The organism is Escherichia sp. KTE114 (genome assembly GCF_000407765.1).
GTDB lineage: Bacteria > Pseudomonadota > Gammaproteobacteria > Enterobacterales > Enterobacteriaceae > Escherichia > Escherichia ruysiae.
Genome location: NZ_KE136626.1, coordinates 259,700 through 283,786, shown reverse-complemented (window position 1 = coordinate 283,786; position 24,087 = coordinate 259,700). Strand labels below are relative to the sequence as shown.

Below are 24,087 nucleotides of genomic sequence, written 5' to 3'. Positions count from 1 at the left end.
AATTCCTTTAATCAAAATATTGAGTCTGGATAAATTCACTGAGCTGCCGCAAGCCGGTGCGCGGCGAGAGCGTATTGTTTTTGATTGCTAATAGCGTCTGGCGGTAATAGCGATCGAAATCTTCATTCGCGAACAGGTGGTGCAGCACCTCTTCTTCGGTTTGTTTACGCAGCCATTCCACCGATTGTTGTTGCCGCATTTGTTGCAAACGACCGCTGGCGGTAAGTGCGGTTTTGAAATCGATAATTGCGTGCCAAATCTCATCAATACCGCATTTTTCCAGCGCGCTACAGGTAAGAACCTGCGGCTGCCATTCGTCATATTTGCGACGCAGAATATGCAGAGCGCCCTCGTACATATGGCGGGCAATGGCGACATTCGCGTGGTTATCGCCATCGTCTTTGTTTATGACAATCAGATCTGCCATCTCCATCAGCCCCTTTTTAATGCCCTGGAGATCATCACCACCACCGGCGATTTGCAGTGAGATAAAACAGTCCACCATGCGGGCTACTTCGGTTTCCGACTGCCCGACGCCGACGGTTTCAACGATCACCACGTCATAACCCGCCGCTTCGCATAACAGCATTAACTCCCGCGCCCGCTGGCTGGCGCCGCCCAGATGACCGGATGATGGAACCGGGCGAATAAATGCCGTATCGGCACGCGCCAGTTCGGTCATCCGGGTCTTATCGCCAAGAATGCTGCCACCGGTCACTGGGCTGCTGGGATCGACGGCAATTACCGCGACTTTCAGCCCCTGGCGAATCAGCAACATACCGAAAGCTTCAAGAAAGGTGCTTTTCCCCGCGCCAGGTGTGCCGGTAACGCCCAGGCGCAGTGCATTTCCACAAAACGGCATGATGGCGTCGAGCAACTGAGTACTTAGTTCCTGATGACGTGGATGACGGCTTTCTACCAGCGTCATCGCCTGGGCGAGCGTGGCACGCTCACCCTGACGTAAGCGCCGAATGTTGTCTGTCAGCGTGGCTTCGTTAATCATGACGCTGGCTAATCCGATTCAGTACATCACGTACGCTGTCGAGCATGGGAGTACCCGGACCATAAATCGCTGCCACGCCACGTTCTTGCAGGAAGGCATAATCCTGCGGTGGAATAACGCCGCCAGCGACTACGTAGATATCTTCGCGTCCCCATTTTTTGAGGGCTTCTACCAGTTCCGGGATCAGTGTTTTATGCCCGGCAGCGAGTGAGGACGCGCCCACCACATGAACGTCGTTTTCCACCGCCAGGCGGGAGATCTCTTCTGGTGTCGAGAACATCGGACTTAAATCAACGTCAAATCCAAGATCGGAATAGGCGCTGGCAATGACTTTGGCCCCGCGATCGTGTCCATCCTGCCCCATTTTTGCGATCAGAATGCGCGGGCGACGGCCGTTATCCGCGAGGAACTGTTCCGTTTGCGCAACAATCGCATCAAATTCGCAAGCTGATTTTTCCGACTGATGATAGCTTTGCGCAATCACGCCAGTAACACACTGGCTCGGCACCAGATAACGGTCAAAAGCGGCTTCCAGCGCATCGGAGATTTCACCCAATGTCGCGCGAACGCGTGCCGCATTAATAGCAGCAGCCAGCAGGTTTTCGTTTTGCAGTGCCGCATTAGTCAGAGCATTCAGTGCGGTGGTTACGGCAGCATCATCGCGGGTGGCGCGAATATGCTCCAGTGAAGCAATCTGCTCGTTACGTACCATCACGTTGTCTATCTCAAGGACATCGGTTTCGTCTTCGTGATCCAGCTTGTACTTGTTAACACCAACAATCACGCGTTTGCCCTGATCGATCAGTGACTGCTCACGCGCAGACGCCTCTTCGATCATTCGTTTTGGCAAACCCGCTTCGATCGCTTTCGCCATGCCACCAGCCTCATCGATCTGTTGGATAATAGCTCTGGCTTGTTTAACGATCTGATCGGTCAACGACTCAACGTAATAAGATCCGGCCAGTGGATCGACGGTGCGGCAGATTTCTGACTCTTCCTGAATGATTATCTGAGTATTACGGGCTATACGTGCCGAGAAGTCGGTTGGCAGTCCAAGTGCCTCATCAAAAGCGTTGGTATGCAGTGATTGTGTACCGCCAAGTGTGGCGCCCAACGCTTCAATGGTGGTGCGGATAACGTTGTTATAGGGATCTTGCTCGGTGAGACTCCAGCCTGAGGTCTGACAGTGGGTGCGCAGTGCCAGTGATTTTGGATCTTTGGCTCCAAATCCGCTTACCGCCTCACTCCAGAGATAACGTGCGGCGCGCAGCATGGCGACGTTCATGAAAAGATCCATACCGATGCCAAAGAAAAACGACAGGCGCGGGGCAAAGTCGTCAATTTTCAGGCCAGCAGAAAGTGCAGCTTTGATGTACTCAATTCCATCAGCGAGAGTAAATGCCACCTGCTGCACGCAGTTGGCTCCCGCTTCGCCCATGTGGTAACCGCTAATACTGATGGTATTAAAGCGCGGCATATTGCCGGAACACCAGGCGATGATGTCAGCGATAATACGCATAGACGGTTTTGGCGGATAAATATAGGTATTGCGGCAGAGGTACTCTTTCAGAATGTCGTTCTGGATGGTGCCTGTGAGTTTATCGGGTGTAATGCCTTGCTCTTCAGCGGCCACGATATAAAACGCCAGTACTGGCAGGACAGCCCCGTTCATAGTCATCGATACCGACATTTGATCCAGCGGGATCTGGTCGAATAGCACCTTCATATCTTCAACGGTGTCGATAGCGACGCCTGCTTTACCGACGTCGCCTGAAACGCGCGGATTGTCAGAGTCGTAACCACGGTGGGTGGCGAGGTCAAAGGCAACGGAAAGGCCCTTTTGCCCGGCAGCGAGGTTACGGCGATAAAAGGCGTTAGATTCTTTTGCCGTGGAGAAACCAGCATACTGACGAATGGTCCACGGTTGAGCGGTATACATGGTGGCACGTGGACCACGAACGTAGGGGGGCAAGCCTGGAAGGGTGCCGGTTACTTCCAGATTGTCGAGATCGGTTTCGGTATACAGCGGCTTGATGGTTATCCCTTCCGCCGTTTGCCGTACCAGTGAGTCGACGTTTTTCCCCCGACGGCTCAATTCCTTGTTGGCAAGTTGTTGCCATTCCTGCACGTTAGACATTATTTGCTCCATAAAACGCAATCAAAATGGTGGGATGCGCTTACGGTGAGCTTTTTACACGGGGTTGTCGCCAGCAAAAAAAATGCATTGGGACGTCGTTTTTTGCCGCGTGAGATTTGTCTGTTTCGTGACGTTGTTCAAAGAAGGTAAAAAGAAAAAAGGAAAATGCCTGATATGTGCTACCAGGCATTAAGTGATTGATTAATCCTGACGAAGCACTTTGTGACCATAGTCGAGCAAAGCATCGGTGACTTTACGCATCATGCGGCTTTCTGGGGCAAAGCGGTGCCAGTAGAGCATTCGCCGTTGAAACAGCCCTGGCGTAAGGTCGATCAGCTCGCCGCTCGCCAGTTCTTTCTCAATTTGCAGGTGTGGGATCATACAGCAGGTTGTTCCCTGGCGAGCGAGTTGAACGAAGGCTTCAGACGAGTTAACGATATGGCACGGCACGCTACCTGGCGGCAGATCGAAGTTTTGCTGTAAAAATGCCTGGTGCATATCGTCAAGATGGTCAAACGCCACCACCGGAGCCTTGAGCAGCGCGGAGCGGCTTACTCCATTGGGAAAGTATTTTTCAGCAAATGGTCTGGAGCTGACGAACAGATAGTCGAGCGCGCCAAGTTTATCGACAAGACAACTGGGCAGCGCCTGATGTTGAATACTCACCGCGCCAACCACTTCACCGCGACGCAGACGTTCCTGGGTGCGGGTTTCATCTTCCACCTGCAAGTTCAGACGAATAGGGGAATCAGCCAGCACCGGAGCCAGCGCCGGTAGCAGCCAGGTTGCCAGACTGTCAGCGTTGACCGCCAGTGAAAGCAGTAGCGGGGTTGAACCGGTTTGTTCATCCCCCAGCCACTCTTCTTCCAGCAATTCGACCTGGCGAAGCAGTGCCAGCAGTTTTTGCCCTTGTTCTGTAGGTCGCGGCGGGACAGTACGCACTAATAACGGCTGCCCGAACATATTTTCCAGCTGCTTAATGCGCTGTGAGACGGCTGATTGCGTAATGCACAATTTCTGTGCCGCGCGCTCAAATCCTCGTTCACGTATTACCGCATCCAGTGCCTGTAATGTTCTGTAGTCCGGGCGTTTCATTGCTTTAACCTGCTCCTCAAATTTTCTTATGCCGAACTATGACATAATTTTGCTTTGGGTACAGAGCATTTAACGTATACAAAAGCAGCCATAATGGAAATTTTGACTGACAACACCGTGTTTTTTTAGGCTTTGTGGAGCGTACAGGCAAGGTTCTGTGGGCGAGTTACTGGCACTGGATGTGATTTTTATTGGTAATATTATCAATTAATTGTATTACAGAGCTTCACCTTTATCGGCGTAGTTTCAGATATGCAGACTGGGGGATAGAAGGGTAATTCTGATGCCTCCTGATACCCAGCTTTGCCGGGGTGAAAGGGGATGTCCGCCATTGTCTGTTATTTCATGGATGAGTTATCCGTACGACTTGCTAACGGGGTTTGAATCGCTTTTTTTGTATATAATGCGTCTGAAATTTCATACCACAGGCGAAACGATCATGACGCAGGATGAATTGAAAAAAGCAGTAGGATGGGCGGCACTTCAGTATGTTCAGCCCGGAACCATTGTTGGTGTTGGTACAGGTTCCACCGCCGCACACTTTATTGATGCACTCGGCACGATGAAAGGTCAGATTGAAGGGGCAGTTTCCAGCTCGGATGCATCCACTGAAAAACTAAAAAGTCTTGGCATTCATGTATTTGACCTCAATGAAGTTGACAGCCTCGGCATCTACATTGACGGTGCAGATGAAATCAACGGTCATATGCAGATGATCAAAGGCGGCGGTGCGGCGCTGACGCGTGAAAAAATCATCGCCTCGGTTGCAGAGAAATTTATCTGCATCGCGGACGCCTCCAAGCAGGTCGATATTCTGGGCAAATTCCCGTTGCCGGTGGAAGTGATTCCGATGGCGCGTAGTGCAGTGGCTCGTCAACTGGTGAAACTTGGCGGTCGTCCGGAATATCGTCAGGGCGTGGTGACTGATAACGGCAACGTAATCCTCGACGTCCACGGTATGGAAATCCTTGATCCGGTGGCGATGGAAAATGCGATTAACGCGATTCCAGGTGTGGTTACTGTTGGTCTGTTTGCCAACCGTGGCGCGGACGTCGCGCTGATTGGCACGCCTGACGGCGTTAAAACCATTGTGAAATGATCTGACGGGGGAGTTCGTTCCCCCGTTAAAAATTTTTTGCATTGTTAAATTTGGTGACATCTATCACGTTTTTAACTCACTTTTGCCTAACACGCTAAAGAAAGTCTCATCTTCAGCATTTTCTTCTGTTAATCAACCTCTCGTGATATTTCCTCAACATCGCGACGCAAACGTTCATATTGCCGCATTATTATTTTTTGATATGTTGAAAGGCGGATGTAAATCCACACACAACATTTCAAAGACAGGATTGGGTAAATGGCAAAGGTATCGCTGGAGAAAGACAAGATTAAGTTTCTGCTGGTAGAAGGCGTGCACCAAAAGGCGCTGGAAAGTCTTCGCGCGGCAGGTTACACCAACATCGAATTTCATAAAGGCGCGCTGGATGATGAACAATTAAAAGAATCCATCCGCGATGCCCACTTCATCGGCCTGCGATCCCGTACCCATCTGACCGAAGAAGTGATTAATGCCGCAGAAAAGCTGGTCGCTATTGGCTGTTTCTGCATAGGCACAAACCAGGTTGATTTAAATGCTGCGGCAAAACGCGGGATTCCGGTATTTAACGCACCGTTTTCGAATACGCGTTCTGTCGCCGAGCTGGTGATTGGCGAACTTCTGCTGCTATTGCGCGGAGTGCCGGAAGCCAACGCCAAAGCGCACCGTGGCGTATGGAACAAACTGGCAGCGGGGTCTTTTGAAGCGCGCGGCAAAAAGCTGGGTATCATTGGTTATGGTCATATCGGTACGCAGCTTGGCATTCTGGCGGAGTCGCTGGGGATGTATGTTTACTTCTATGATATTGAAAACAAACTGCCGCTGGGCAACGCGACGCAGGTGCAACATCTTTCCGACCTGCTGAATATGAGTGACGTGGTGAGCCTGCATGTGCCTGAAAACCCGTCCACCAAAAACATGATGGGTGCGAAAGAGATCTCGCTGATGAAGCCCGGCTCGCTGCTGATTAACGCCTCGCGCGGTACTGTGGTTGATATTCCGGCGCTGTGTGACGCACTGGCGAGCAAACATCTGGCTGGTGCGGCAATCGACGTATTCCCAACAGAACCGGCGACCAACAGCGATCCGTTTACTTCTCCGCTGTGCGAATTCGACAACGTCCTGCTGACGCCGCACATTGGCGGTTCGACTCAGGAAGCGCAGGAGAATATCGGCCTGGAAGTTGCGGGTAAATTGATCAAGTACTCTGACAATGGCTCCACGCTCTCTGCGGTGAACTTCCCGGAAGTCTCGCTACCGCTGCACGGTGGCCGCCGTCTGATGCACATCCACGAAAACCGTCCGGGCGTGCTGACTGCGCTGAACAAAATCTTTGCAGAGCAGGGCGTTAACATCGCCGCGCAGTATCTGCAAACGTCTGCTCAGATGGGCTACGTAGTTATTGACATTGAAGCAGATGAAGACGTTGCTGAAAAAGCATTACAGGCAATGAAAGCGATTCCGGGCACCATTCGCGCCCGTCTGCTGTACTGATTCCCTTCTCTGACAAACAACGGGCAGGTCGCTGACTTGCCCGTTTTTTTATCCCTTTTCCCGCGCTTATCACTGCATTTGCAGTGTGCTGCAATCGGCTTTGCGAGTCTGCTCGAAGAAATAAATCAAAGCCAGATCAATGCGTTGCCTTTATTCGAAGAGGATTTACGATGGCGGGACAGCACAGGGCTGTAACGGTAAAGCCCTCACCGAAGCGAGGGCTTGAAGGAGAAGGGTTATGATGCGACTTGTCATCATACTGATTGTACTGTTACTCATAAGTTTCCCAGCTTATTAACAGTCAGTCTCAGGGGAGGAGCAATCCTCCCTTACCCTTACTCACTAAATTAGGTCAAAGAATCAACGATGTCAATCAGGGCGATGCAGGTGTATCGCCCTCACCACTTCCAGACTTTCGACGGTGTAACCACCGCAGGCAGTGGGATATCCCACTCTTCAACCGGCAGTTTTTCTACTAACTGACAATCATGCGCATAACCTACTGGCTGCATTTTGTAGTGCTGCCAGTTTTGCAATGTCCGATCATAAAAACCGCCGCCCATTCCCAGGCGTTGACCGTACTCATCAAAGGCGACCAGCGGCGTGACCAGCACATCTAACCGGGAAAGAGGAAGCACATCGCGCACGTCCAGTTTCGGCTCGTGGATCTTTAACCTGTTCACTATCAGTTCACTTTGCGGATGGTAATTCAGGAATAGTAAGTTACCGACACTAAAGGGATGCAAAACTGGAAGATACACGCGCTTACCGGCACGCCAGAGTTGTTCTATGAGCGGTTGGGTGTCGAGCTCGCCATCAAAAGAGAGGAATACAGCGACCGTATGCGCCATCACCACCGGGGGATAAGTCATCATCCGGGTAGCGGCTTGTTGACCCATTTCTTTCTGTTGTTCCGGCGTTAACGCACGACGACGTTGCCGAATCATTTTACGGATTTCTTGTCGGGATAATGTCTGTGGGAGTTCTGGTAGTTGCGTCATGGCTGGTGCCAGATAAGAAGGGAATCTCCGAGATGCCGCCGCAGGCTGTAACCCTTGAACCCTTGGTTCAAGGTGAATGTGTCGTCGCAGTTTTAAGGCTTCTCGGACGAACCGAGCATGCTCACCAACCACGGAGCGCCACATTCTTGTGGTATGAAATATCGGCTCAGGGGACTGGCCCGCTTGCGAACATCTCAGAGAAATTTTGTCTTCACGGTTACTCTACCACAGTAAACCGAAAAGTGTCATTCAAAGTTTTGGTTCGTTTTTTCGGTGATGCGACCTTGTTCAAGTAACGCTTGTTCTATGGTCTGTTGCAGCATCCGAATACGTTGTTCCATACTTGCCGCGTAGTCACGAGTCTTCGCTTTTTCTTGCGCTAACTCATAGCTGATATTCAATGCAGCAATGAAGACCAACTGTTCAGTATTTGTGACTCTAGTGCGTTCTTTCAGATCTTGCAACCGCTGATTCAGATCGTCTGCGGCCTGATTCAACGCATCCCTTTGGTCAGGCGGGCAGTTCACACGCAGTGAACGGCCAAAAATTTGGATATCGACGGGTTGTGCAGACATGCCACCTTCCTGCTGATTGACTGCGCTTCCTTCGTCTTCAGACCCATGGTCTGCGAAGGGGCGAACTATAGCTACCCTGATGAGAAGAGACAAGCCCTTTTCTGGTTCACCAGGGTCCAAAGTGGTAGCATATCATGAATCTTCCTCCCTTTGATGACGAATGCTTATGTCTATACAGAACGAAATGCCTGGTTACAACGAAATGAACCAGTATCTGAACCAACAAGGGACGGGTCTGACCCCTGCTGAGATGCACGGTTTAATCAGCGGGATGATTTGCGGTGGCAATGATGACAGTTCATGGCTGCCGCTGCTTCACGACCTGACGAACGAAGGCATGGCTTTCGGTCATGAGCTGGCACAGGCATTGCGCAAAATGCACTCAGCCACCAGCGATGCCCTGCAGGATGACGGCTTCCTTTTTCAGCTTTATCTGCCTGATGGCGATGATGTCAGCGTTTTCGATCGTGCTGATGCGCTGGCAGGCTGGGTAAATCACTTCCTGCTTGGTCTTGGCGTGACTCAGCCGAAGCTGGATAAAGTGACTGGCGAAACCGGTGAAGCCATCGACGATCTGCGTAACATTGCGCAACTGGGATATGACGAAGACGAAGATCAGGAAGAGCTGGAAATGTCGCTTGAAGAGATCATCGAGTACGTCCGTGTTGCCGCGCTGTTATGCCACGACACCTTTACTCATCCGCAACCGACCGCGCCAGAAGTACAAAAACCGACTCTACACTAAAAACAAAAAACGTAAGGAGAGTGTTATGAGTGATATATCCCCGCAAGAATTTCAGCGTCGCCGTCAGGCTTTGGTGGAGCAAATGCAACCCGGCAGCGCCGCGCTGATTTTTGCCGCCCCGGAAGTGACCCGTAGCGCCGACAGCGAATATCCGTATCGTCAAAACAGTGACTTCTGGTACTTCACCGGCTTTAACGAACCGGAAGCGGTGCTGGTGCTGATTAAAAGCGATGACACTCATAACCATAGCGTTCTGTTTAACCGCGTTCGCGACCTGACGGCGGAGATCTGGTTTGGCCGTCGCTTAGGTCAGGATGCCGCGCCAGAGAAACTGGGCGTTGACCGCGCCCTGGCGTTCAGCGAAATCAATCAGCAACTTTATCAACTGCTCAACGGTCTGGATGTGGTTTACCACGCTCAGGGCGAATATACCTATGCTGATGAAATCGTGAACAGCGCGCTGGAAAAACTGCGTAAAGGCTCACGGCAAAATCTCACCGCTCCGGCAACGATGATCGACTGGCGTCCCATTGTTCATGAAATGCGCCTGTTCAAATCGGCAGAAGAGATTGCCGTACTTCGCCGCGCGGGGGAAATCACCGCCCTGGCGCACACCCGAGCGATGGAAAAATGCCGTCCGGGGATGTTCGAGTACCATCTGGAAGGCGAAATTCATCACGAATTTAACCGCCACGGCGCGCGTTATCCTTCCTACAATACCATTGTTGGCAGCGGTGAAAACGGCTGCATTTTGCACTACACCGAAAATGAGTGTGAACTGCGCGACGGCGACCTGGTGTTGATTGACGCGGGCTGTGAATACAAAGGTTACGCTGGCGATATTACCCGTACCTTCCCGGTCAACGGCAAATTCACTCAGGCTCAGCGTGAAATCTACGACATTGTGCTGGAGTCTCTCGAAACCAGCTTACGCCTGTATCGTCCGGGAACTTCCATTCAGGAAGTCACCGGTGAAGTGGTGCGCATTATGATTAACGGCCTGGTAAAACTCGGTATCCTGAAAGGTGATGTCGATGAACTGATCGCCCAAAACGCCCACCGTCCTTTCTTTATGCATGGCCTTAGCCACTGGTTAGGTCTGGATGTTCATGACGTTGGCGTTTATGGCCAGGATCGCTCGCGCATTCTTGAACCTGGTATGGTGTTAACCGTAGAGCCAGGGCTGTATATTGCGCCGGATGCAGATGTGCCAGAACAATATCGCGGTATCGGCATTCGTATTGAAGACGATATTGTGATTACCGAAACTGGCAACGAAAACCTCACCGCCAGCGTGGTGAAAAAGCCGGAAGAAATCGAAGCGTTGATGGCAGCTGCGAGAAAGCAATGAGCGTAATCATCGTCGGTGGCGGCATGGCGGGCGCGACGCTGGCGCTGGCTATTTCCCGGTTAAGTCACGGGGCGCTGCCGGTACATCTGATTGAAGCGACCGCGCCAGAGTCTCATGCACATCCGGGCTTTGATGGACGAGCTATTGCGCTGGCGGCGGGCACCTGCCAGCAGCTGGCACGTATCGGCGTCTGGCAATCTCTGGCTGATTGCGCAACCGCCATCACTACCGTGCATGTCAGCGATCGCGGTCATGCCGGATTCGTCACCCTCGCCGCAGAAGATTACCAACTGGCGGCGCTGGGGCAGGTTGTCGAGTTGCATAATGTCGGGCAACGGCTGTTTGCGCTGTTGCGCAAAGCGCCAGGCGTAACGCTGCATTGCCCGGATCGCGTTGCTAACGTTGCCCGTACACAGGATACCGTTGAAGTGACGCTGGAGAGCGGCGGGACGCTGACGGGGCGCGTGCTGGTAGCCGCTGACGGCACCCATTCAGCATTAGCCAGCGCCTGCGGCGTTGACTGGCAGCAGGAGCCTTACGAACAACTGGCGGTAATTGCCAACGTTGCGACCTCCGTTGCGCACGAAGGCCGTGCTTTTGAACGTTTCACGCAATACGGTCCGTTGGCGATGTTGCCGATGTCTGACGGACGTTGTTCGCTGGTCTGGTGTCATCCACTGGAACGGCGCGAAGAGGTACTGGCGTGGAGCGACGAGAAGTTTTGCTGTGAACTCCAGGCTGCGTTTGGCTGGCGGCTGGGGCAAATTACCCACGCCGGAAAACGCAGTGCTTATCCGCTGGCGTTAACCCGCGCCGCCAAACCTATTACCCATCGCACCGTGCTGGTGGGCAATGCGGCGCAAACCCTGCACCCGATTGCCGGGCAAGGATTTAACCTCGGTATGCGTGATGTTATGAGCCTTGCCGAAACCCTGACTCAGGCGCAGGAACGCGGAGAGGATATCGGTGATTATGGCATTTTGTGCCGTTATCAGCAGCGTCGGCAGAGCGATCGCGAAGCAACTATCGGTGTCACGGACAGCCTTGTACATCTTTTTGCCAACCGTTGGGCGCCGCTGGTTGTTGGGCGTAACATCGGGCTGATGACGATGGAATTATTCACCCCGGCACGCGATGTGCTGGCGCAGCGCACCCTCGGTTGGGTGGCGCGTTGAAGGCGGTTTTAAGGAATAAACAATGCAAAGTGTTGATGTAGCCATTGTTGGCGGCGGCATGGTGGGGCTGGCGGTTGCCTGCGGCTTACAGGGTAGTGGCTTACGCGTCGCCGTACTGGAGCAGCGCGTACCGGAACCTCTGGCGGCGGATGCACCACCACAACTGCGCGTTTCGGCTATCAATGCCGCCAGCGAAAAATTACTTACCCGTCTTGGCGTCTGGCAGGACATCCTCTCCCGCAGAGCCAGTTGCTATCACGGCATGGAAGTGTGGGACAAAGACAGTTTTGGTCATATCTCTTTTGACGATCAAAGCATGGGCTATAGCCATCTTGGGCATATTGTTGAAAATTCAGTAGTTCACTACACGCTGTGGAACAAAGCGCAGCAGTCGTCAGATATCACCCTGCTGGCTCCCGCAGAATTACAGCAGGTCGCCTGGGGAGAGAACGAAACCTTCCTGACGCTGAAAGACGGCAGTATGTTAACGGCGCGTCTGGTGATTGGCGCGGACGGCGCTAATTCCTGGTTGCGCAACAAAGCTGATATCCCGCTGACTTTCTGGGATTATCAGCATCACGCGCTGGTGGCGACTATTCGTACTGAAGAACCGCATATAGCTGTGGCGCGCCAGGTTTTCCATGGCGAAGGTATTTTGGCCTTTTTACCGCTTAGCGATCCGCATCTTTGCTCGATTGTCTGGTCACTGTCGCCAGAGGAAGCGCAGCGGATGCAGCAGGCAGGTGAAGACGAATTTAATCGCGCGTTAAATATCGCTTTTGATAATCGCCTGGGCTTATGCAAGGTTGAGAGCGAGCGTCAGGTATTCCCGCTGACGGGGCGTTATGCGCGCCAGTTTGCCGCGCACCGTCTGGCGCTGGTGGGCGACGCCGCGCATACCATTCATCCGCTGGCGGGACAGGGCGTTAATCTCGGCTTTATGGACGCCGCAGAGTTGATTGCTGAACTGAAACGGTTGCATCGTCAGGGTAAAGACATCGGGCAGTATATTTACCTGCGTCGCTATGAGCGTAGCCGCAAGCACAGTGCTGCGCTGATGCTGGCTGGTATGCAGGGCTTTCGCGATCTGTTTTCCGGAGCCAATCCGGCGAAAAAACTGCTGCGCGATATTGGCCTGAAACTGGCCGACACGCTTCCTGGCGTTAAGCCACAACTTATCCGTCAGGCAATGGGATTGAATGATTTGCCTGAATGGCTGCGTTAAAAATTTCTCCTCAACTCTTTATTTGATACCCATCACACTTTCTTCTCCCGGTTTTTTCGCCGGGAGATTTTCCTCATTTGAAATAAACTAATTTCACCATCAATTTCGCATTATATTTTCTAATGTTACGATTTTTTCATTGAGTGATTTTTGACATATTTTCAGTTCTTAATATTGGTTTATCCAAATCTGTTTCTTGAAAGCATCATATTTATATAAAAATAAAATAAATTTTTGGTTTTTTATTCTGTTGAGATTTTTGTATTTTTTAACCATAAGCTAATGTGATGATCAATTTTACCTTATGGTTAACAGTCTGTTTCGGTGGTAAGTTCAGGGAAAAGAGAACGATTGCGTTGGGGACCGGGAGTGGCTCCGATGCTGGGTTTCGTGGTGATAATTTTGCCATGAAAAGTTGTCAGCCCCGCTTATTCAATGAGGACAAGATGGCACAACAGACTCCTTTGTACGAACAACACACGCTTTGCGGCGCTCGCATGGTGGACTTCCACGGCTGGATGATGCCGCTGCATTACGGTTCGCAAATCGACGAACATCATGCGGTACGTACCGATGCCGGAATGTTTGATGTGTCGCATATGACCATCGTCGATCTTCGCGGCAGCCGCACCCGGGAGTTTCTGCGTTATCTGCTGGCGAACGATGTGGCGAAGCTCACCAAAAGCGGCAAAGCCCTTTACTCGGGGATGTTGAATGCCTCTGGCGGTGTGATAGATGATCTCATCGTCTACTACTTTACTGAAGATTTCTTCCGCCTCGTTGTTAACTCCGCCACCCGCGAAAAAGACCTCTCCTGGATTACCCAACATGCTGAACCTTTCGGCATCGAAATTACCGTTCGTGATGACCTTTCCATGATTGCCGTGCAAGGGCCGAATGCGCAGGCAAAAGCTGCCACACTGTTTAATGACGCCCAGCGTCAGGCGGTGGAAGGGATGAAACCGTTCTTTGGCGTGCAGGCGGGCGATCTGTTTATTGCCACCACTGGTTATACCGGTGAAGCGGGCTACGAAATTGCGCTGCCCAATGAAAAAGCGGCAGATTTCTGGCGCGCGCTGGTGGAAGCGGGCGTTAAGCCATGCGGCCTGGGCGCGCGTGACACGCTGCGTCTGGAAGCGGGTATGAATCTTTATAGTCAGGAGATGGACGAAACCATCTCTCCTTTAGCCGCCAATATGGGCTGGACTATCGCCTGGGAACCGGCAGATCGTGACTTTATTGGTCGTGAAGCTCTGGAAGCGCAGCGTGAACATGGCACAGAAAAACTGGTTGGTCTGGTGATGACCGAAAAAGGCGTGCTGCGTAATGAACTGCCGGTACGTTTTACCGATGCGCAGGGCAACCAGCATGAAGGCATTATCACCAGCGGGACTTTCTCCCCGACGCTGGGTTACAGCATTGCGCTGGCGCGCGTGCCGGAAGGTATTGGTGAAACAGCGATTGTGCAAATTCGCAACCGTGAAATGCCGGTTAAAGTGACGAAACCTGTTTTTGTGCGTAACGGCAAAGCCGTCGCGTGATTTACTTTTTTGGAGATTGATTGATGAGCAACGTACCAGCAGAACTGAAATACAGCAAAGAACACGAATGGCTGCGTAAAGAAGCCGACGGCACTTACACCGTTGGTATTACCGAACATGCCCAGGAGCTGTTAGGCGATATGGTGTTTGTTGACCTGCCGGAAGTGGGCGCGACGGTTAGCGCGGGCGATGACTGCGCGGTTGCCGAATCGGTAAAAGCGGCGTCAGACATTTATGCGCCAGTAAGCGGTGAAATCGTGGCGGTGAACGACGCACTGAGCGATTCCCCGGAACTGGTAAACAGCGAACCGTATGCAGGCGGTTGGATCTTTAAAATCAAAGCCAGCGATGAAAGCGAACTGGAATCACTGCTGGATGCGACCGCATACGAAGCATTGTTAGAAGACGAGTAACGGCTTTATTCCTCTTCTGCGGGAGAGGATCAGGGTGAGGAAATTTACGCCTCACCCTCACTCTCTTCGCAAGGAGAGAGGTTCACAATTCACTGCACGTTTCAGGAACCATCGCTCATGACACAGACGTTAAGCCAGCTTGAAAACAGCGGCGCTTTTATTGAACGCCATATCGGACCGGACGCCGCGCAACAGCAAGAAATGCTGAATGCCGTTGGTGCACAATCGTTAAACGCGCTGACCGGCCAGATTGTGCCGAAAGATATTCAGCTTGCGACCCCGCCGCAGGTTGGCGCACCGGCGACCGAATACGCCGCACTGGCAGAACTCAAGGCTATTGCCAGTCGCAATAAACGCTTCACGTCTTACATCGGCATGGGTTACACCGCCGTGCAGCTACCGCCGGTTATCCTGCGTAACATGCTGGAAAATCCGGGCTGGTATACCGCGTATACTCCGTATCAACCTGAAGTCTCCCAGGGCCGCCTTGAAGCACTGCTCAACTTCCAGCAGGTAACGCTGGATTTGACCGGGCTGGATATGGCCTCTGCTTCTCTTCTTGACGAAGCCACCGCTGCCGCCGAAGCAATGGCGATGGCGAAACGCGTCAGCAAACTGAAAAATGCCAACCGCTTCTTTGTTGCTTCTGACGTGCATCCGCAAACCTTAGATGTAGTACGTACCCGCGCAGCTACCTTTGGTTTTGACGTGATTGTCGATGACGCGCAAAAAGTGCTCGACCATCAGGACGTCTTCGGTGTGCTGTTACAGCAGGTCGGCACTACCGGTGAAATTCACGACTACACTGCGCTTATTAGCGAACTGAAATCACGCAAAATTGTGGTCAGCGTTGCCGCCGATATTATGGCGCTGGTGCTGTTAACTGCGCCGGGTAAACAGGGCGCGGATATTGTCTTTGGTTCGGCGCAACGCTTCGGCGTGCCGATGGGTTACGGTGGCCCGCACGCGGCATTCTTTGCGGCGAAAGATGAATACAAACGCTCCATGCCGGGGCGCATTATCGGCGTATCGAAAGATGCGGCAGGTAATACTGCGTTACGCATGGCAATGCAGACTCGCGAGCAACATATTCGCCGCGAGAAAGCGAACTCGAACATTTGTACTTCCCAGGTTCTGCTGGCAAACATCGCTAGCCTGTATGCCGTTTATCACGGTCCGGTTGGCCTGAAACGTATCGCTAACCGCATCCACCGTCTGACAGATATTCTGGCAACGGGGCTGCAACAAAAAGGTCTGAAACTGCGCCATGCGCACTATTTCGACACCTTGTGTGTGGAAGTGGCTGACAAAGCGGGCGTACTGGCACGTGCCGAAGCGGCTGAAATAAACCTGCGTAGCGATATTCTGAACGCCGTGGGGATAACCCTTGATGAAACCACCACGCGCGAAAACGTGATGCAGCTTTTCAGCGTACTGCTGGGCGATAATCACGGGCTGGACATCGACACGCTGGACAAAGACGTGGCTCACGACAGCCGTTCTATTCAGCCTGCGATGCTGCGCGACGACGAAATCCTCACCCATCCGGTGTTTAATCGCTACCACAGCGAAACCGAAATGATGCGCTATATGCACTCGCTGGAGCGTAAAGATCTGGCGCTGAATCAGGCGATGATCCCGCTGGGTTCCTGCACCATGAAACTGAACGCCGCCGCTGAGATGATCCCAATCACCTGGCCGGAATTTGCTGAACTGCACCCGTTCTGCCCGCCGGAACAGGCCGAAGGTTATCAGCAGATGATCGCGCAACTGGCTGACTGGCTGGTGAAACTGACCGGTTACGACGCCGTTTGTATGCAGCCGAACTCTGGCGCTCAGGGCGAATATGCGGGGCTGCTGGCGATTCGTCATTATCACGAAAGCCGCAACGAAGGGCATCGCGATATCTGCCTGATCCCGGCTTCTGCTCACGGCACTAACCCCGCTTCCGCGCATATGGCGGGGATGCAAGTGGTGGTTGTGGCGTGTGATAAAAACGGCAATATCGATTTGACTGATCTGCGCGCGAAAGCGGAACAGGCGGGCGATAACCTCTCCTGCATCATGGTGACCTATCCTTCCACCCACGGCGTGTATGAAGAAACGATCCGTGAAGTGTGTGAAATCGTGCATCAGTTCGGCGGTCAGGTTTATCTTGATGGTGCGAACATGAACGCCCAGGTTGGCATCACCTCGCCGGGCTTTATTGGCGCGGACGTTTCGCACCTTAACCTGCATAAAACTTTCTGCATTCCGCACGGCGGTGGCGGTCCAGGTATGGGACCGATCGGCGTGAAAGCGCATCTGGCGCCGTTTGTGCCGGGTCATAGCGTGGTGCAAATCGAAGGCATGTTAACCCGTCAGGGCGCGGTTTCTGCGGCACCGTTCGGTAGCGCATCCATCCTGCCAATCAGCTGGATGTACATCCGCATGATGGGCGCAGAAGGGCTGAAAAAAGCAAGTCAGGTGGCAATTCTTAACGCCAACTATATTGCCAGCCGCCTGCAGGATGCCTTCCCGGTGCTGTATACCGGTCGCGACGGTCGCGTGGCGCACGAATGTATTCTCGATATTCGTCCGTTGAAAGAAGAAACCGGCATCAGCGAGCTGGATATTGCCAAGCGTCTGATCGACTACGGTTTCCACGCGCCGACCATGTCGTTCCCGGTGGCGGGTACGCTGATGGTTGAACCGACTGAATCTGAAAGCAAAGTAGAGCTGGATCGCTTTATCGACGCGATGCTGGCTATCCGCGCAGAAATCGACCAGGTGAAAGCCGGTGTCTGGCCGCTGGAAGATAACCCGCTGGTGAACGCGCCGCACATTCAGAACGAACTGGTCGCCGAGTGGGTGCATTCGTACAGCCGCGAAGTTGCGGTATTCCCGGCAGGCGTGGCAGACAAATACTGGCCGACGGTGAAACGTCTGGATGATGTGTACGGCGACCGTAACCTGTTCTGCTCCTGCGTACCGATTAGCGAATACCAGTAATTTATTGATTCGACTATCTTCTAAAGGCGCTTCGGCGCCTTTTTACTTGCTGATAATTTGCTCAAACGTAAATATTGGCACGGTTTTCCTCCCTCTCCCTGAAGGGGCGAGGGGATTGATCGTGCGCTCTTTTGACTTTGTCATCAGCCTTAATTTATGAGGAAAAAATGGCTATAGCACTTGTGACTGGTGGCAGTCGCGGCATCGGGCGGGCAACTGCGCTGCTGTTGGCAAAAGAAGGGTATACGGTGGCGGTTAATTATCAGCAAAACCTTCACGCGGCGCAGGAAGTGGTGAACTTAATAACTAAAGCGGGTGGCAAGGCATTTGTGCTCCTTGCGGATATTAGCGACGAAAACCAGGTTGTCGCGATGTTTACAGCAATCGACCAGCACGATGAACCGCTAGCTGCGCTGGTCAATAACGCCGGGATCTTGTTTACCCAGTGCACTGTAGAAAACCTTACCGCAGAGCGAATCAACCGGGTGCTTTCCACCAATGTGACGGGATATTTTCTCTGCTGCCGCGAGGCGGTAAAACGCATGGCGCTTAAAAACGGCGGTAGCGGCGGCGCTATCGTCAATGTTTCTTCGGTAGCCTCACGGCTGGGATCTCCGGGGGAATATGTTGATTATGCGGCATCGAAAGGGGCGATTGATACGTTAACCACCGGACTATCGCTGGAAGTCGCCGCGCAGGGGATCCGCGTTAACGGCGTGCGACCAGGGTTTATTTATACCGAAATGCACGCCAGTGGTGGCGAACCTGGACGCGTCGATCGCGTTAAGTCGAACATCCCCATGCAGCGCGGCGGACAGGCGGAAGAGGTCGCGCAGGCCATTGTCTGGCTGTTAAGCGATAAAGCCTCTTATGTCACGGGAAGTTTTATCGATTTGGCGGGTGGAAAATAAGATGAGAAAGTGGTCTGGGCGGATGCAACGCAATCGGCGTCGCATCCGTCATGTCATCTAATCAAAGCTTCTCGCCGTTGCTGGCAATCACCTCTTTGTACCAGTTGAAACTCTTCTTACGTGAACGCGACATATCACCAGTACCGTCGTCGTGCTTATTCACATAGATAAAGCCGTAGCGTTTGCTGTACTGCCCGGTGGTAAACGATACACAGTCGATGCAGCCCCACGGCGTGTAGCCCATCAGATCCACACCATCGTAAGTTACCGCTTTTTTCATCTCTTCAATATGGGCGCGCAGATAGTCAATGCGGTAGTCGTCGTTGATGCTGCCATCTTCTTCCACTTTGTCGTAAGCGCCAAAACCGTTTTCGACAATAAACAGCGGCTTCTGGTAACGCTCATACAGTTCGCAAAGCGCATAACGCAGACCCACCGGATCAATCTGCCAGCCCCAGTCAGACGCTTTAACATACGGGTTCGGTACGCTGCCTTCGAAACCAGAAATCGCATCGCCGGTGCCGCCTTCGGCCTTCACCGCGTTGGTCATGTAATAGCTGAAGCCAAGATAAGCGCAGGTGCCTTCGCGCAGCACATCCAGATCGCCGTCTTCCATTTTGATGTTAAATCTGCGACGTTCCCACTCGTTCAGCACATAAGAAGGGTAATAGCCGCGTAGCTGGACATCGGTAAAGACGTAACGTTCGCGCATCGACTCCTGGGCAAACATCACATCGTCCGGGTTACAGGAGTAGGGATAGAGCGGCACCATCGCCAGCATACAGCCGACTTTCATCTCCGGGTTAATGCGACGCGCGGCTTTCACCGCCAGGGCGCTGGCGACAAACTGGTGATGCAGCACCTGGTACATGGTCTCTTCAGGATTTTCATGCTCGGTATAAACCACGCCGGAGCAGCAGTAACCGAACAGCGGCGCGCGCCAGTTACGCTGGTTGTTAATTTCGTTGAAGGTCATCCAGTATTTGACTTTGTGCTTATAGCGTTCAAATACCACTTCCGCGAAACGGACAAAGAAATCAACCACTTTACGGTTGGTCCAGCTACCGTATTGCTGCACCAGATGCAGCGGCATTTCAAAGTGGGAGAGGGTGATCACCGGTTCGATGTTGTATTTCAGCAGTTCATCGAACATATCGTCGTAAAACTTCAGCCCTTCTTCGTTTGGCTGAGCTTCATCGCCTTTCGGAAATATGCGCGTCCAGGCGATGGAAGTACGAAAACATTTGAAGCCCATTTCAGCAAATAGCTTGATGTCTTCCTTGTAGTGACCGTAAAAATCTACCGCTTCATGGTTCGGATAGTATTTGCCCGGCAAGACTTCTTTGGTGATTTCGCGCGGCACGCCGTGTGCGCCGCCGGTCAGTACGTCACAAATACTCGGCCCTTTGCCGCCTTTGTTCCAGCCGCCTTCGACCTGATGAGCGGCAACTGCGCCGCCCCATAAGAAATCTTTCGGTAAGGTGAGTTTTTTCACTATCATAGGCTCCAGATGAGTCAATTCTTACAGGAAATAGTACCATGCAGCCAAACAACATCACTTTTTTTCAACGATTCCAGGATGACATTCTGGCTGGGCGTAAAACCATCACTATCCGTGACGAGTCTGAATCGCACTTTAAAGCTGGCGATGTGCTTCGTGTCGGGCGCTTTGAGGATGACGGCTATTTTTGCACCATTGAAGTCACTGCAACCTCAACGGTGACGCTGGATACTCTCACAGAAAAACACGCGCAACAGGAAAATATGACCCAGGCTGAATTGAAAAAGGTCATTGCCGATATCTATCCCGGTCAGACACAGTTTTATTTAATTGAATTTAAATGTCTTTAAATTGAACTCACGCCTGTTAGTTGAAATTTCGCATTTAATTTCATGATTTTTCGGAGATTAGTCTCAAATCAGAATTTATTTTAGCTAACAGGTGTTCACTGGAACTATTCTCAGTTACGCTGGAGAGGTATACACGTGCGTGTACGTTTCTCCGGAGTAAGTTATGGTTCAGAAGCCTCTCATTAAGCAGGGATATTCGCTGGCAGAGGAAATTGCCAACAGCGTCAGTCACGGTATTGGACTGGTGTTTGGTATCGTCGGGTTGGTATTGCTACTGGTTCAGGCGGTGGCTCTCAATGCCAGCGCCACGGCGATAACCAGTTATAGCCTCTATGGTGGCAGTATGATCCTGCTGTTCCTCGCTTCGACGCTTTATCACGCCATTCCTCATCAACGGGCAAAAATGTGGCTGAAGAAATTTGACCACTGCGCCATTTATCTGTTGATTGCCGGAACCTACACGCCGTTTTTGCTGGTGGGGCTGGATTCTCCGTTAGCGCGCGGGTTGATGGTTGTTATCTGGAGCCTGGCATTGCTGGGGATTCTGTTCAAACTGACCATCGCGCACCGATTTAAAATCTTATCTCTGGTGACTTATCTGGCTATGGGCTGGCTGTCGTTGGTGGTGATTTATGAAATGGCAGTTAAGCTCGCGGCGGGCAGCGTTACCTTACTGGCCGTAGGCGGTGTAGTTTACTCGCTCGGGGTAATTTTCTACGTCTGCAAACGCATTCCCTACAACCACGCCATCTGGCACGGCTTTGTGCTCGGCGGCAGCGTGTGCCATTTCCTGGCGATTTATTTGTATATTGGGCAGGCGTAATTGGTATGCCTTTGTAGGAATGAAAAGATACACCAGCGTCGCATCAGGCATCAGAGCGCAACTGCCGGATGCGGCGCGAGCGCCTTATCCGGCCTACGGGCTGCGTCCCTGTTGTGATAAAGGCACCAAATCCCAGGCCTGATAAGACGCGTCAGCGTCGCATCAGGCAATAGATGCCCGAAGCGATACAGAAATTTACTCTTCCAGCGAATACGGCAGCGGCTCGATATGCAATGTATTCGCATCGTCACGAACGCGGAAAACGCTGTCCGGTTCCATGTCGTTATTCATGACTACCTGAACCACGACCTGCCCATCTTCCAGTTTGACCGCCGCCAGCACGGTTCCGGTACGACGCCAGTTTTCGCCCATTTTCAGCTCGATGTCTTCACCTGCTTCCGGCAGTCGGCTGGCGCTACCTGCCAGCAACCAGAGCGCGCGTTTGTTGGCACCACGGAATTTAGCTCGCGCCACCATCTCTTGTCCGGTATAGCAGCCTTTTTTAAAGCTAATGCCGCCCAGCGCCTGGAGGTTGGTCGCCTGGGGGATAAACTGCCCGCTGTTGGCGGCATCAATCACCGGGAAACCCGCTTCAATGTTTAATGCCAGCCACTGTTGGCTATTGTTCAGTTCCGCTTCACCGCGCAGTTTATCGGTCAGCATATTGGCAGTAGCTTCATCGGTTACGATCAGGAAACGTTCTGCCGGATGTTCAAACCAAAGCAGAGTAGTCGCGCCTTCTTTGACTACCTGTTTTTCTTTCGAAGGCAGTTCACTAAAGAGATTGGCCAGCGCGGCGCGCGCCTGAAAACCGGCAACACCAAGCAGCACACGCTCGTCGTCTGGCGCGATGGTCACTTTAGAAAATACCGCATATTTTTTCAGTTCAGTAAGCTGCGACTCGCGCACGCTGCGCCGTTCAATCCATGCGAAACCGTCGCCATCGTGGAACAGACGCAAATTGCTCCACATTTTACCTTTAGCATCGCAATGTGCGGCGAGCAGGTGCTGATCTTCTGTCATCTGGCTGACATCTGCTGTCACCTGACCCTGCATATATTTTTCGCTGTCCGCGCCAGTAATGGTGGCCAGCGCCCAGTCATCAAGCGTCATCAGCGTCAACGGTAAACGGGCAGAAGCCGTAGGCTGACGGGGAGGAAAAGGTGTAAAAGCCATAATGGAGTCCTGTTTTACAAACGGCGTAATTAATGACTAATGGTAAAAGAGCTATGGGGCATTGCAAGTGCTTTCACTACGCGATCTGTGCCTTCAGCCAGGCTTTGCGAGGTGACTTCCAAAAAAATGAAGCCATTGAATTGTTGTGGATTAATTTCGCGATCGTGATTGTGTTTACCGATATTCCCGCAAAAGAAGTCGAAAAACACGTTACAATAGCCAGGTACTGGATTTTCGTGAGACAGGAAGAAGATGGACATTAATAACAAAGCCCGCATTCATTGGGCATGCCGCCGTGGTATGCGCGAACTTGATATTTCGATCATGCCGTTTTTCGAACATGAGTACGACAGCTTAAGCGATGACGAAAAACGCATCTTTATTCGTCTGCTGGAATGTGACGATCCTGATCTGTTCAACTGGCTGATGAATCACGGTAAACCGGCCGATGCAGAACTGGAAATGATGGTCCGACTCATCCAGACACGGAACCGGGAACGTGGTCCTGTGGCAATCTGAACTGCGCGTCTCCTGGCGCGCGCAGTGGCTTTCCTTGCTGATTCATGGGCTGGTTGCCGCTGTTATTTTACTCATGCCCTGGCCGCTTAGTTACACCCCGTTATGGTTGGTGTTGCTTTCGCTAGTGGTGTTTGATTGCGTTCGCAGCCAGCGGCGTATTAATGCTCGTCAGGGCGAGATTCGTCTGCTGATGGATGGGCGTTTGCGCTGGCAGGGGCAGGAGTGGAGCATCGTTAAAGCGCCGTGGATGATTAAAAGCGGCATGATGTTGCGTTTACGTTCTGATAGCGGCAAACGTCAGCATCTGTGGCTGGCAGCAGACAGCATGGATGAAGCCGAATGGCGAGATTTGCGGCGGATTTTGTTACAGCAGGAGACGCAAAAATAATGGCGACGGCAAAGCGAGTGCGCTATGCCGTCAGTAATCTCAGGCGTAATGCTCAGCCATTTCGTTGAGGATTTGCTCGCACCAGCTCTGAATACGCTCGTCGCTGAGGTCATACTGGTTAGTTTCATCCAGCGCCAGACCTACGAACAGTTGCCCGTCAGCAATCACCGGTTTCGGACTGGTGAACTCATACCCTTCCGTTGGCCAGTAGCCGACGAACTTCACGCCTTTGGTCGAGAGTTTGTCATGCAGCATACCGAGTGCATCGAGGAACCACTCACCATATCCCAGTTGATCGCCTAGCCCATACAGCGCAACAATTTTACCTTCAAGGTTCAGGTCGTCGAGCTGATCCCAGACGGCTTCCCAATCCTCCTGGATTTCACCAAAATCCCAGGTCGGGATTCCCAGGATGAGCACATCGTACTGCTCCATTAATTTAGGGGAGTCGTCCTTGAGGTTATGTAAGGTCACCAGTTCTGGGCCGATAATATCGCGGATTTTTTCCGCTGCCATCTCGGTATAACAGGTGCTGGAACCGTAAAAAAGACCCATATTCATAACGTAAGCTTCTCGA

At 52.3% G+C, this 24,087-nt stretch carries 24 protein-coding genes, 1 other RNA gene and 1 pseudogene; 16 read left to right on the top strand and 10 right to left on the bottom strand.

Annotated elements, in window-relative coordinates:
• Nucleotides 1-7: 7 nt before the first annotated feature.
• The 3 genes from meaB to argP all read right to left on the bottom strand — a co-directional run bounded on the left by meaB (nt 8) and on the right by argP (nt 4,235).
• Nucleotides 8-1,003, bottom strand: coding sequence for a methylmalonyl Co-A mutase-associated GTPase MeaB (gene meaB / locus WC5_RS19100; protein ID WP_000606538.1), 996 nt, complete (start codon nt 1,001-1,003; stop codon nt 8-10).
• Nucleotides 996-3,140, bottom strand: a complete 2,145-nt coding sequence (gene scpA / locus WC5_RS19105) for a methylmalonyl-CoA mutase (RefSeq protein WP_000073284.1) — start codon at nt 3,138-3,140, stop codon at nt 996-998. Before scpA ends, meaB begins: the two co-directional genes overlap by 8 nt.
• Nucleotides 3,141-3,341: 201 nt before the next feature.
• Nucleotides 3,342-4,235 (bottom strand): DNA-binding transcriptional regulator ArgP, encoded by an 894-nt coding sequence (gene argP / locus WC5_RS19110; RefSeq protein WP_000828352.1) that lies wholly within the window; start codon nt 4,233-4,235, stop codon nt 3,342-3,344.
• 439 nt (nt 4,236-4,674) lie between these two features.
• On the opposite strand from argP, the gene rpiA reads away from it, so the two are divergent.
• The 3 genes from rpiA (at nt 4,675) to ibsC (ending at nt 7,123) form a co-directional block, all read left to right on the top strand.
• Nucleotides 4,675-5,334 carry a ribose-5-phosphate isomerase RpiA gene (gene rpiA / locus WC5_RS19115; RefSeq protein WP_024192175.1) on the top strand — a complete coding sequence of 220 codons (660 nt, stop codon included), beginning with the start codon at nt 4,675-4,677 and terminating at the stop codon, nt 5,332-5,334.
• 258 nt (nt 5,335-5,592) lie between these two features.
• Complete coding sequence (gene serA, locus WC5_RS19120) at nt 5,593-6,825, top strand: phosphoglycerate dehydrogenase (RefSeq protein ID WP_001151617.1); 1,233 nt, start codon at nt 5,593-5,595, stop codon at nt 6,823-6,825.
• 238 nt (nt 6,826-7,063) lie between these two features.
• Nucleotides 7,064-7,123: a type I toxin-antitoxin system toxin IbsC gene (ibsC, locus tag WC5_RS23415; protein WP_071525914.1), complete on the top strand. Its 60-nt coding sequence runs from the start codon at nt 7,064-7,066 to the stop codon at nt 7,121-7,123.
• A 100-nt stretch (nt 7,124-7,223) separates the two neighbouring features.
• Here the strand turns inward: ibsC and WC5_RS19125 are convergent, their stop codons facing one another.
• From WC5_RS19125 to zapA, 3 genes are all read right to left on the bottom strand, one after another.
• Nucleotides 7,224-7,826, bottom strand: a complete 603-nt coding sequence (locus tag WC5_RS19125) for a 5-formyltetrahydrofolate cyclo-ligase (RefSeq protein ID WP_016231419.1) — start codon at nt 7,824-7,826, stop codon at nt 7,224-7,226.
• Nucleotides 7,827-7,846: 20 nt separating this feature from the next.
• Nucleotides 7,847-8,030, bottom strand: a non-coding RNA gene (gene ssrS, locus WC5_RS23410) — 6S RNA.
• A 41-nt stretch (nt 8,031-8,071) separates the two neighbouring features.
• Nucleotides 8,072-8,401, bottom strand: a complete 330-nt coding sequence (gene zapA, locus WC5_RS19130) for a cell division protein ZapA (RefSeq protein WP_001276008.1) — start codon at nt 8,399-8,401, stop codon at nt 8,072-8,074.
• Between the two features lie 166 nt (nt 8,402-8,567).
• Here zapA and ygfB point away from each other — a divergent pair, with 166 nt between their 5' ends.
• The 4 genes from ygfB to ubiI are packed head-to-tail and all read left to right on the top strand — an operon-like array spanning nt 8,568 to nt 12,897.
• Nucleotides 8,568-9,146 carry a UPF0149 family protein YgfB gene (ygfB, locus tag WC5_RS19135; RefSeq protein WP_001295378.1) on the top strand — a complete coding sequence of 193 codons (579 nt, stop codon included), beginning with the start codon at nt 8,568-8,570 and terminating at the stop codon, nt 9,144-9,146.
• Between the two features lie 25 nt (nt 9,147-9,171).
• Nucleotides 9,172-10,497 carry a Xaa-Pro aminopeptidase gene (pepP, locus tag WC5_RS19140; RefSeq protein ID WP_001280372.1) on the top strand — a complete coding sequence of 442 codons (1,326 nt, stop codon included), beginning with the start codon at nt 9,172-9,174 and terminating at the stop codon, nt 10,495-10,497.
• Nucleotides 10,494-11,672: a 2-octaprenyl-6-methoxyphenyl hydroxylase gene (gene ubiH, locus WC5_RS19145; RefSeq protein ID WP_000111178.1), complete on the top strand. Its 1,179-nt coding sequence runs from the start codon at nt 10,494-10,496 to the stop codon at nt 11,670-11,672. Before pepP ends, ubiH begins: the two co-directional genes overlap by 4 nt.
• Before the next feature lie 22 nt (nt 11,673-11,694).
• Complete coding sequence (gene ubiI, locus WC5_RS19150; RefSeq protein WP_001192203.1) at nt 11,695-12,897, top strand: FAD-dependent 2-octaprenylphenol hydroxylase; 1,203 nt, start codon at nt 11,695-11,697, stop codon at nt 12,895-12,897.
• Between the two features lie 73 nt (nt 12,898-12,970).
• Here ubiI and WC5_RS26100 read toward each other — a convergent pair.
• Nucleotides 12,971-13,030: pseudogene (locus tag WC5_RS26100) on the bottom strand (hypothetical protein); the annotation flags it as partial.
• Nucleotides 13,031-13,343: 313 nt separating this feature from the next.
• Here WC5_RS26100 and gcvT point away from each other — a divergent pair.
• The 4 genes from gcvT (at nt 13,344) to WC5_RS19170 (ending at nt 18,753) form a co-directional block, all read left to right on the top strand.
• The gene (gene gcvT, locus WC5_RS19155; protein ID WP_000068706.1) at nt 13,344-14,438 is read left to right on the top strand and encodes a glycine cleavage system aminomethyltransferase GcvT; all 1,095 of its coding nucleotides are present in this window, start codon (nt 13,344-13,346) and stop codon (nt 14,436-14,438) included.
• Nucleotides 14,439-14,461: 23 nt separating this feature from the next.
• Nucleotides 14,462-14,851, top strand: coding sequence for a glycine cleavage system protein GcvH (gcvH, locus tag WC5_RS19160; protein ID WP_001295377.1), 390 nt, complete (start codon nt 14,462-14,464; stop codon nt 14,849-14,851).
• Between the two features lie 117 nt (nt 14,852-14,968).
• Entirely contained in the window at nt 14,969-17,842 is a 2,874-nt protein-coding gene (gene gcvP / locus WC5_RS19165) for an aminomethyl-transferring glycine dehydrogenase (RefSeq protein WP_000195000.1), read from the top strand.
• Nucleotides 17,843-18,009: 167 nt separating this feature from the next.
• Nucleotides 18,010-18,753: an SDR family oxidoreductase gene (locus WC5_RS19170; RefSeq protein ID WP_000951952.1), complete on the top strand. Its 744-nt coding sequence runs from the start codon at nt 18,010-18,012 to the stop codon at nt 18,751-18,753.
• 61 nt (nt 18,754-18,814) lie between these two features.
• Here the strand turns inward: WC5_RS19170 and bglA are convergent, their stop codons facing one another.
• Nucleotides 18,815-20,248, bottom strand: a complete 1,434-nt coding sequence (gene bglA / locus WC5_RS19175) for a 6-phospho-beta-glucosidase BglA (RefSeq protein ID WP_016231418.1) — start codon at nt 20,246-20,248, stop codon at nt 18,815-18,817.
• Nucleotides 20,249-20,292: 44 nt separating this feature from the next.
• Between bglA and yqfB the strand changes: the two genes are divergently transcribed.
• Together yqfB and trhA are read left to right on the top strand one after the other, a co-directional pair.
• Complete coding sequence (gene yqfB, locus WC5_RS19180; RefSeq protein WP_016231417.1) at nt 20,293-20,604, top strand: N(4)-acetylcytidine aminohydrolase; 312 nt, start codon at nt 20,293-20,295, stop codon at nt 20,602-20,604.
• A 163-nt stretch (nt 20,605-20,767) separates the two neighbouring features.
• Nucleotides 20,768-21,427 carry a PAQR family membrane homeostasis protein TrhA gene (gene trhA / locus WC5_RS19185; protein WP_000250265.1) on the top strand — a complete coding sequence of 220 codons (660 nt, stop codon included), beginning with the start codon at nt 20,768-20,770 and terminating at the stop codon, nt 21,425-21,427.
• 195 nt (nt 21,428-21,622) lie between these two features.
• Here trhA and ygfZ read toward each other — a convergent pair whose 3' ends face one another.
• Nucleotides 21,623-22,603 (bottom strand): tRNA-modifying protein YgfZ, encoded by a 981-nt coding sequence (gene ygfZ, locus WC5_RS19190; protein WP_000886068.1) that lies wholly within the window; start codon nt 22,601-22,603, stop codon nt 21,623-21,625.
• A 32-nt stretch (nt 22,604-22,635) separates the two neighbouring features.
• Between ygfZ and WC5_RS25185 the strand changes: the two genes are divergently transcribed.
• From WC5_RS25185 to WC5_RS19200, 3 genes are read left to right on the top strand one after another with little or no spacing between them, the layout of a single operon-like run.
• Nucleotides 22,636-22,866 carry a hypothetical protein gene (locus WC5_RS25185; protein WP_000181266.1) on the top strand — a complete coding sequence of 77 codons (231 nt, stop codon included), beginning with the start codon at nt 22,636-22,638 and terminating at the stop codon, nt 22,864-22,866.
• On the top strand, nt 22,856-23,122 hold the full coding sequence (gene sdhE, locus WC5_RS19195; RefSeq protein WP_000354046.1) for an FAD assembly factor SdhE: 267 nt from the start codon (nt 22,856-22,858) through the stop codon (nt 23,120-23,122). The genes WC5_RS25185 and sdhE overlap by 11 nt, the downstream gene beginning before the upstream one ends.
• Nucleotides 23,103-23,510, top strand: coding sequence for a protein YgfX (locus tag WC5_RS19200; protein WP_000244787.1), 408 nt, complete (start codon nt 23,103-23,105; stop codon nt 23,508-23,510). The genes sdhE and WC5_RS19200 overlap by 20 nt, the downstream gene beginning before the upstream one ends.
• 39 nt (nt 23,511-23,549) lie before the next feature.
• On the opposite strand, the gene fldB is transcribed toward WC5_RS19200, so the two are convergent.
• The gene (gene fldB / locus WC5_RS19205) at nt 23,550-24,071 is read right to left on the bottom strand and encodes a flavodoxin FldB (RefSeq protein ID WP_001055874.1); all 522 of its coding nucleotides are present in this window, start codon (nt 24,069-24,071) and stop codon (nt 23,550-23,552) included.
• Nucleotides 24,072-24,087 lie beyond the last annotated feature (16 nt).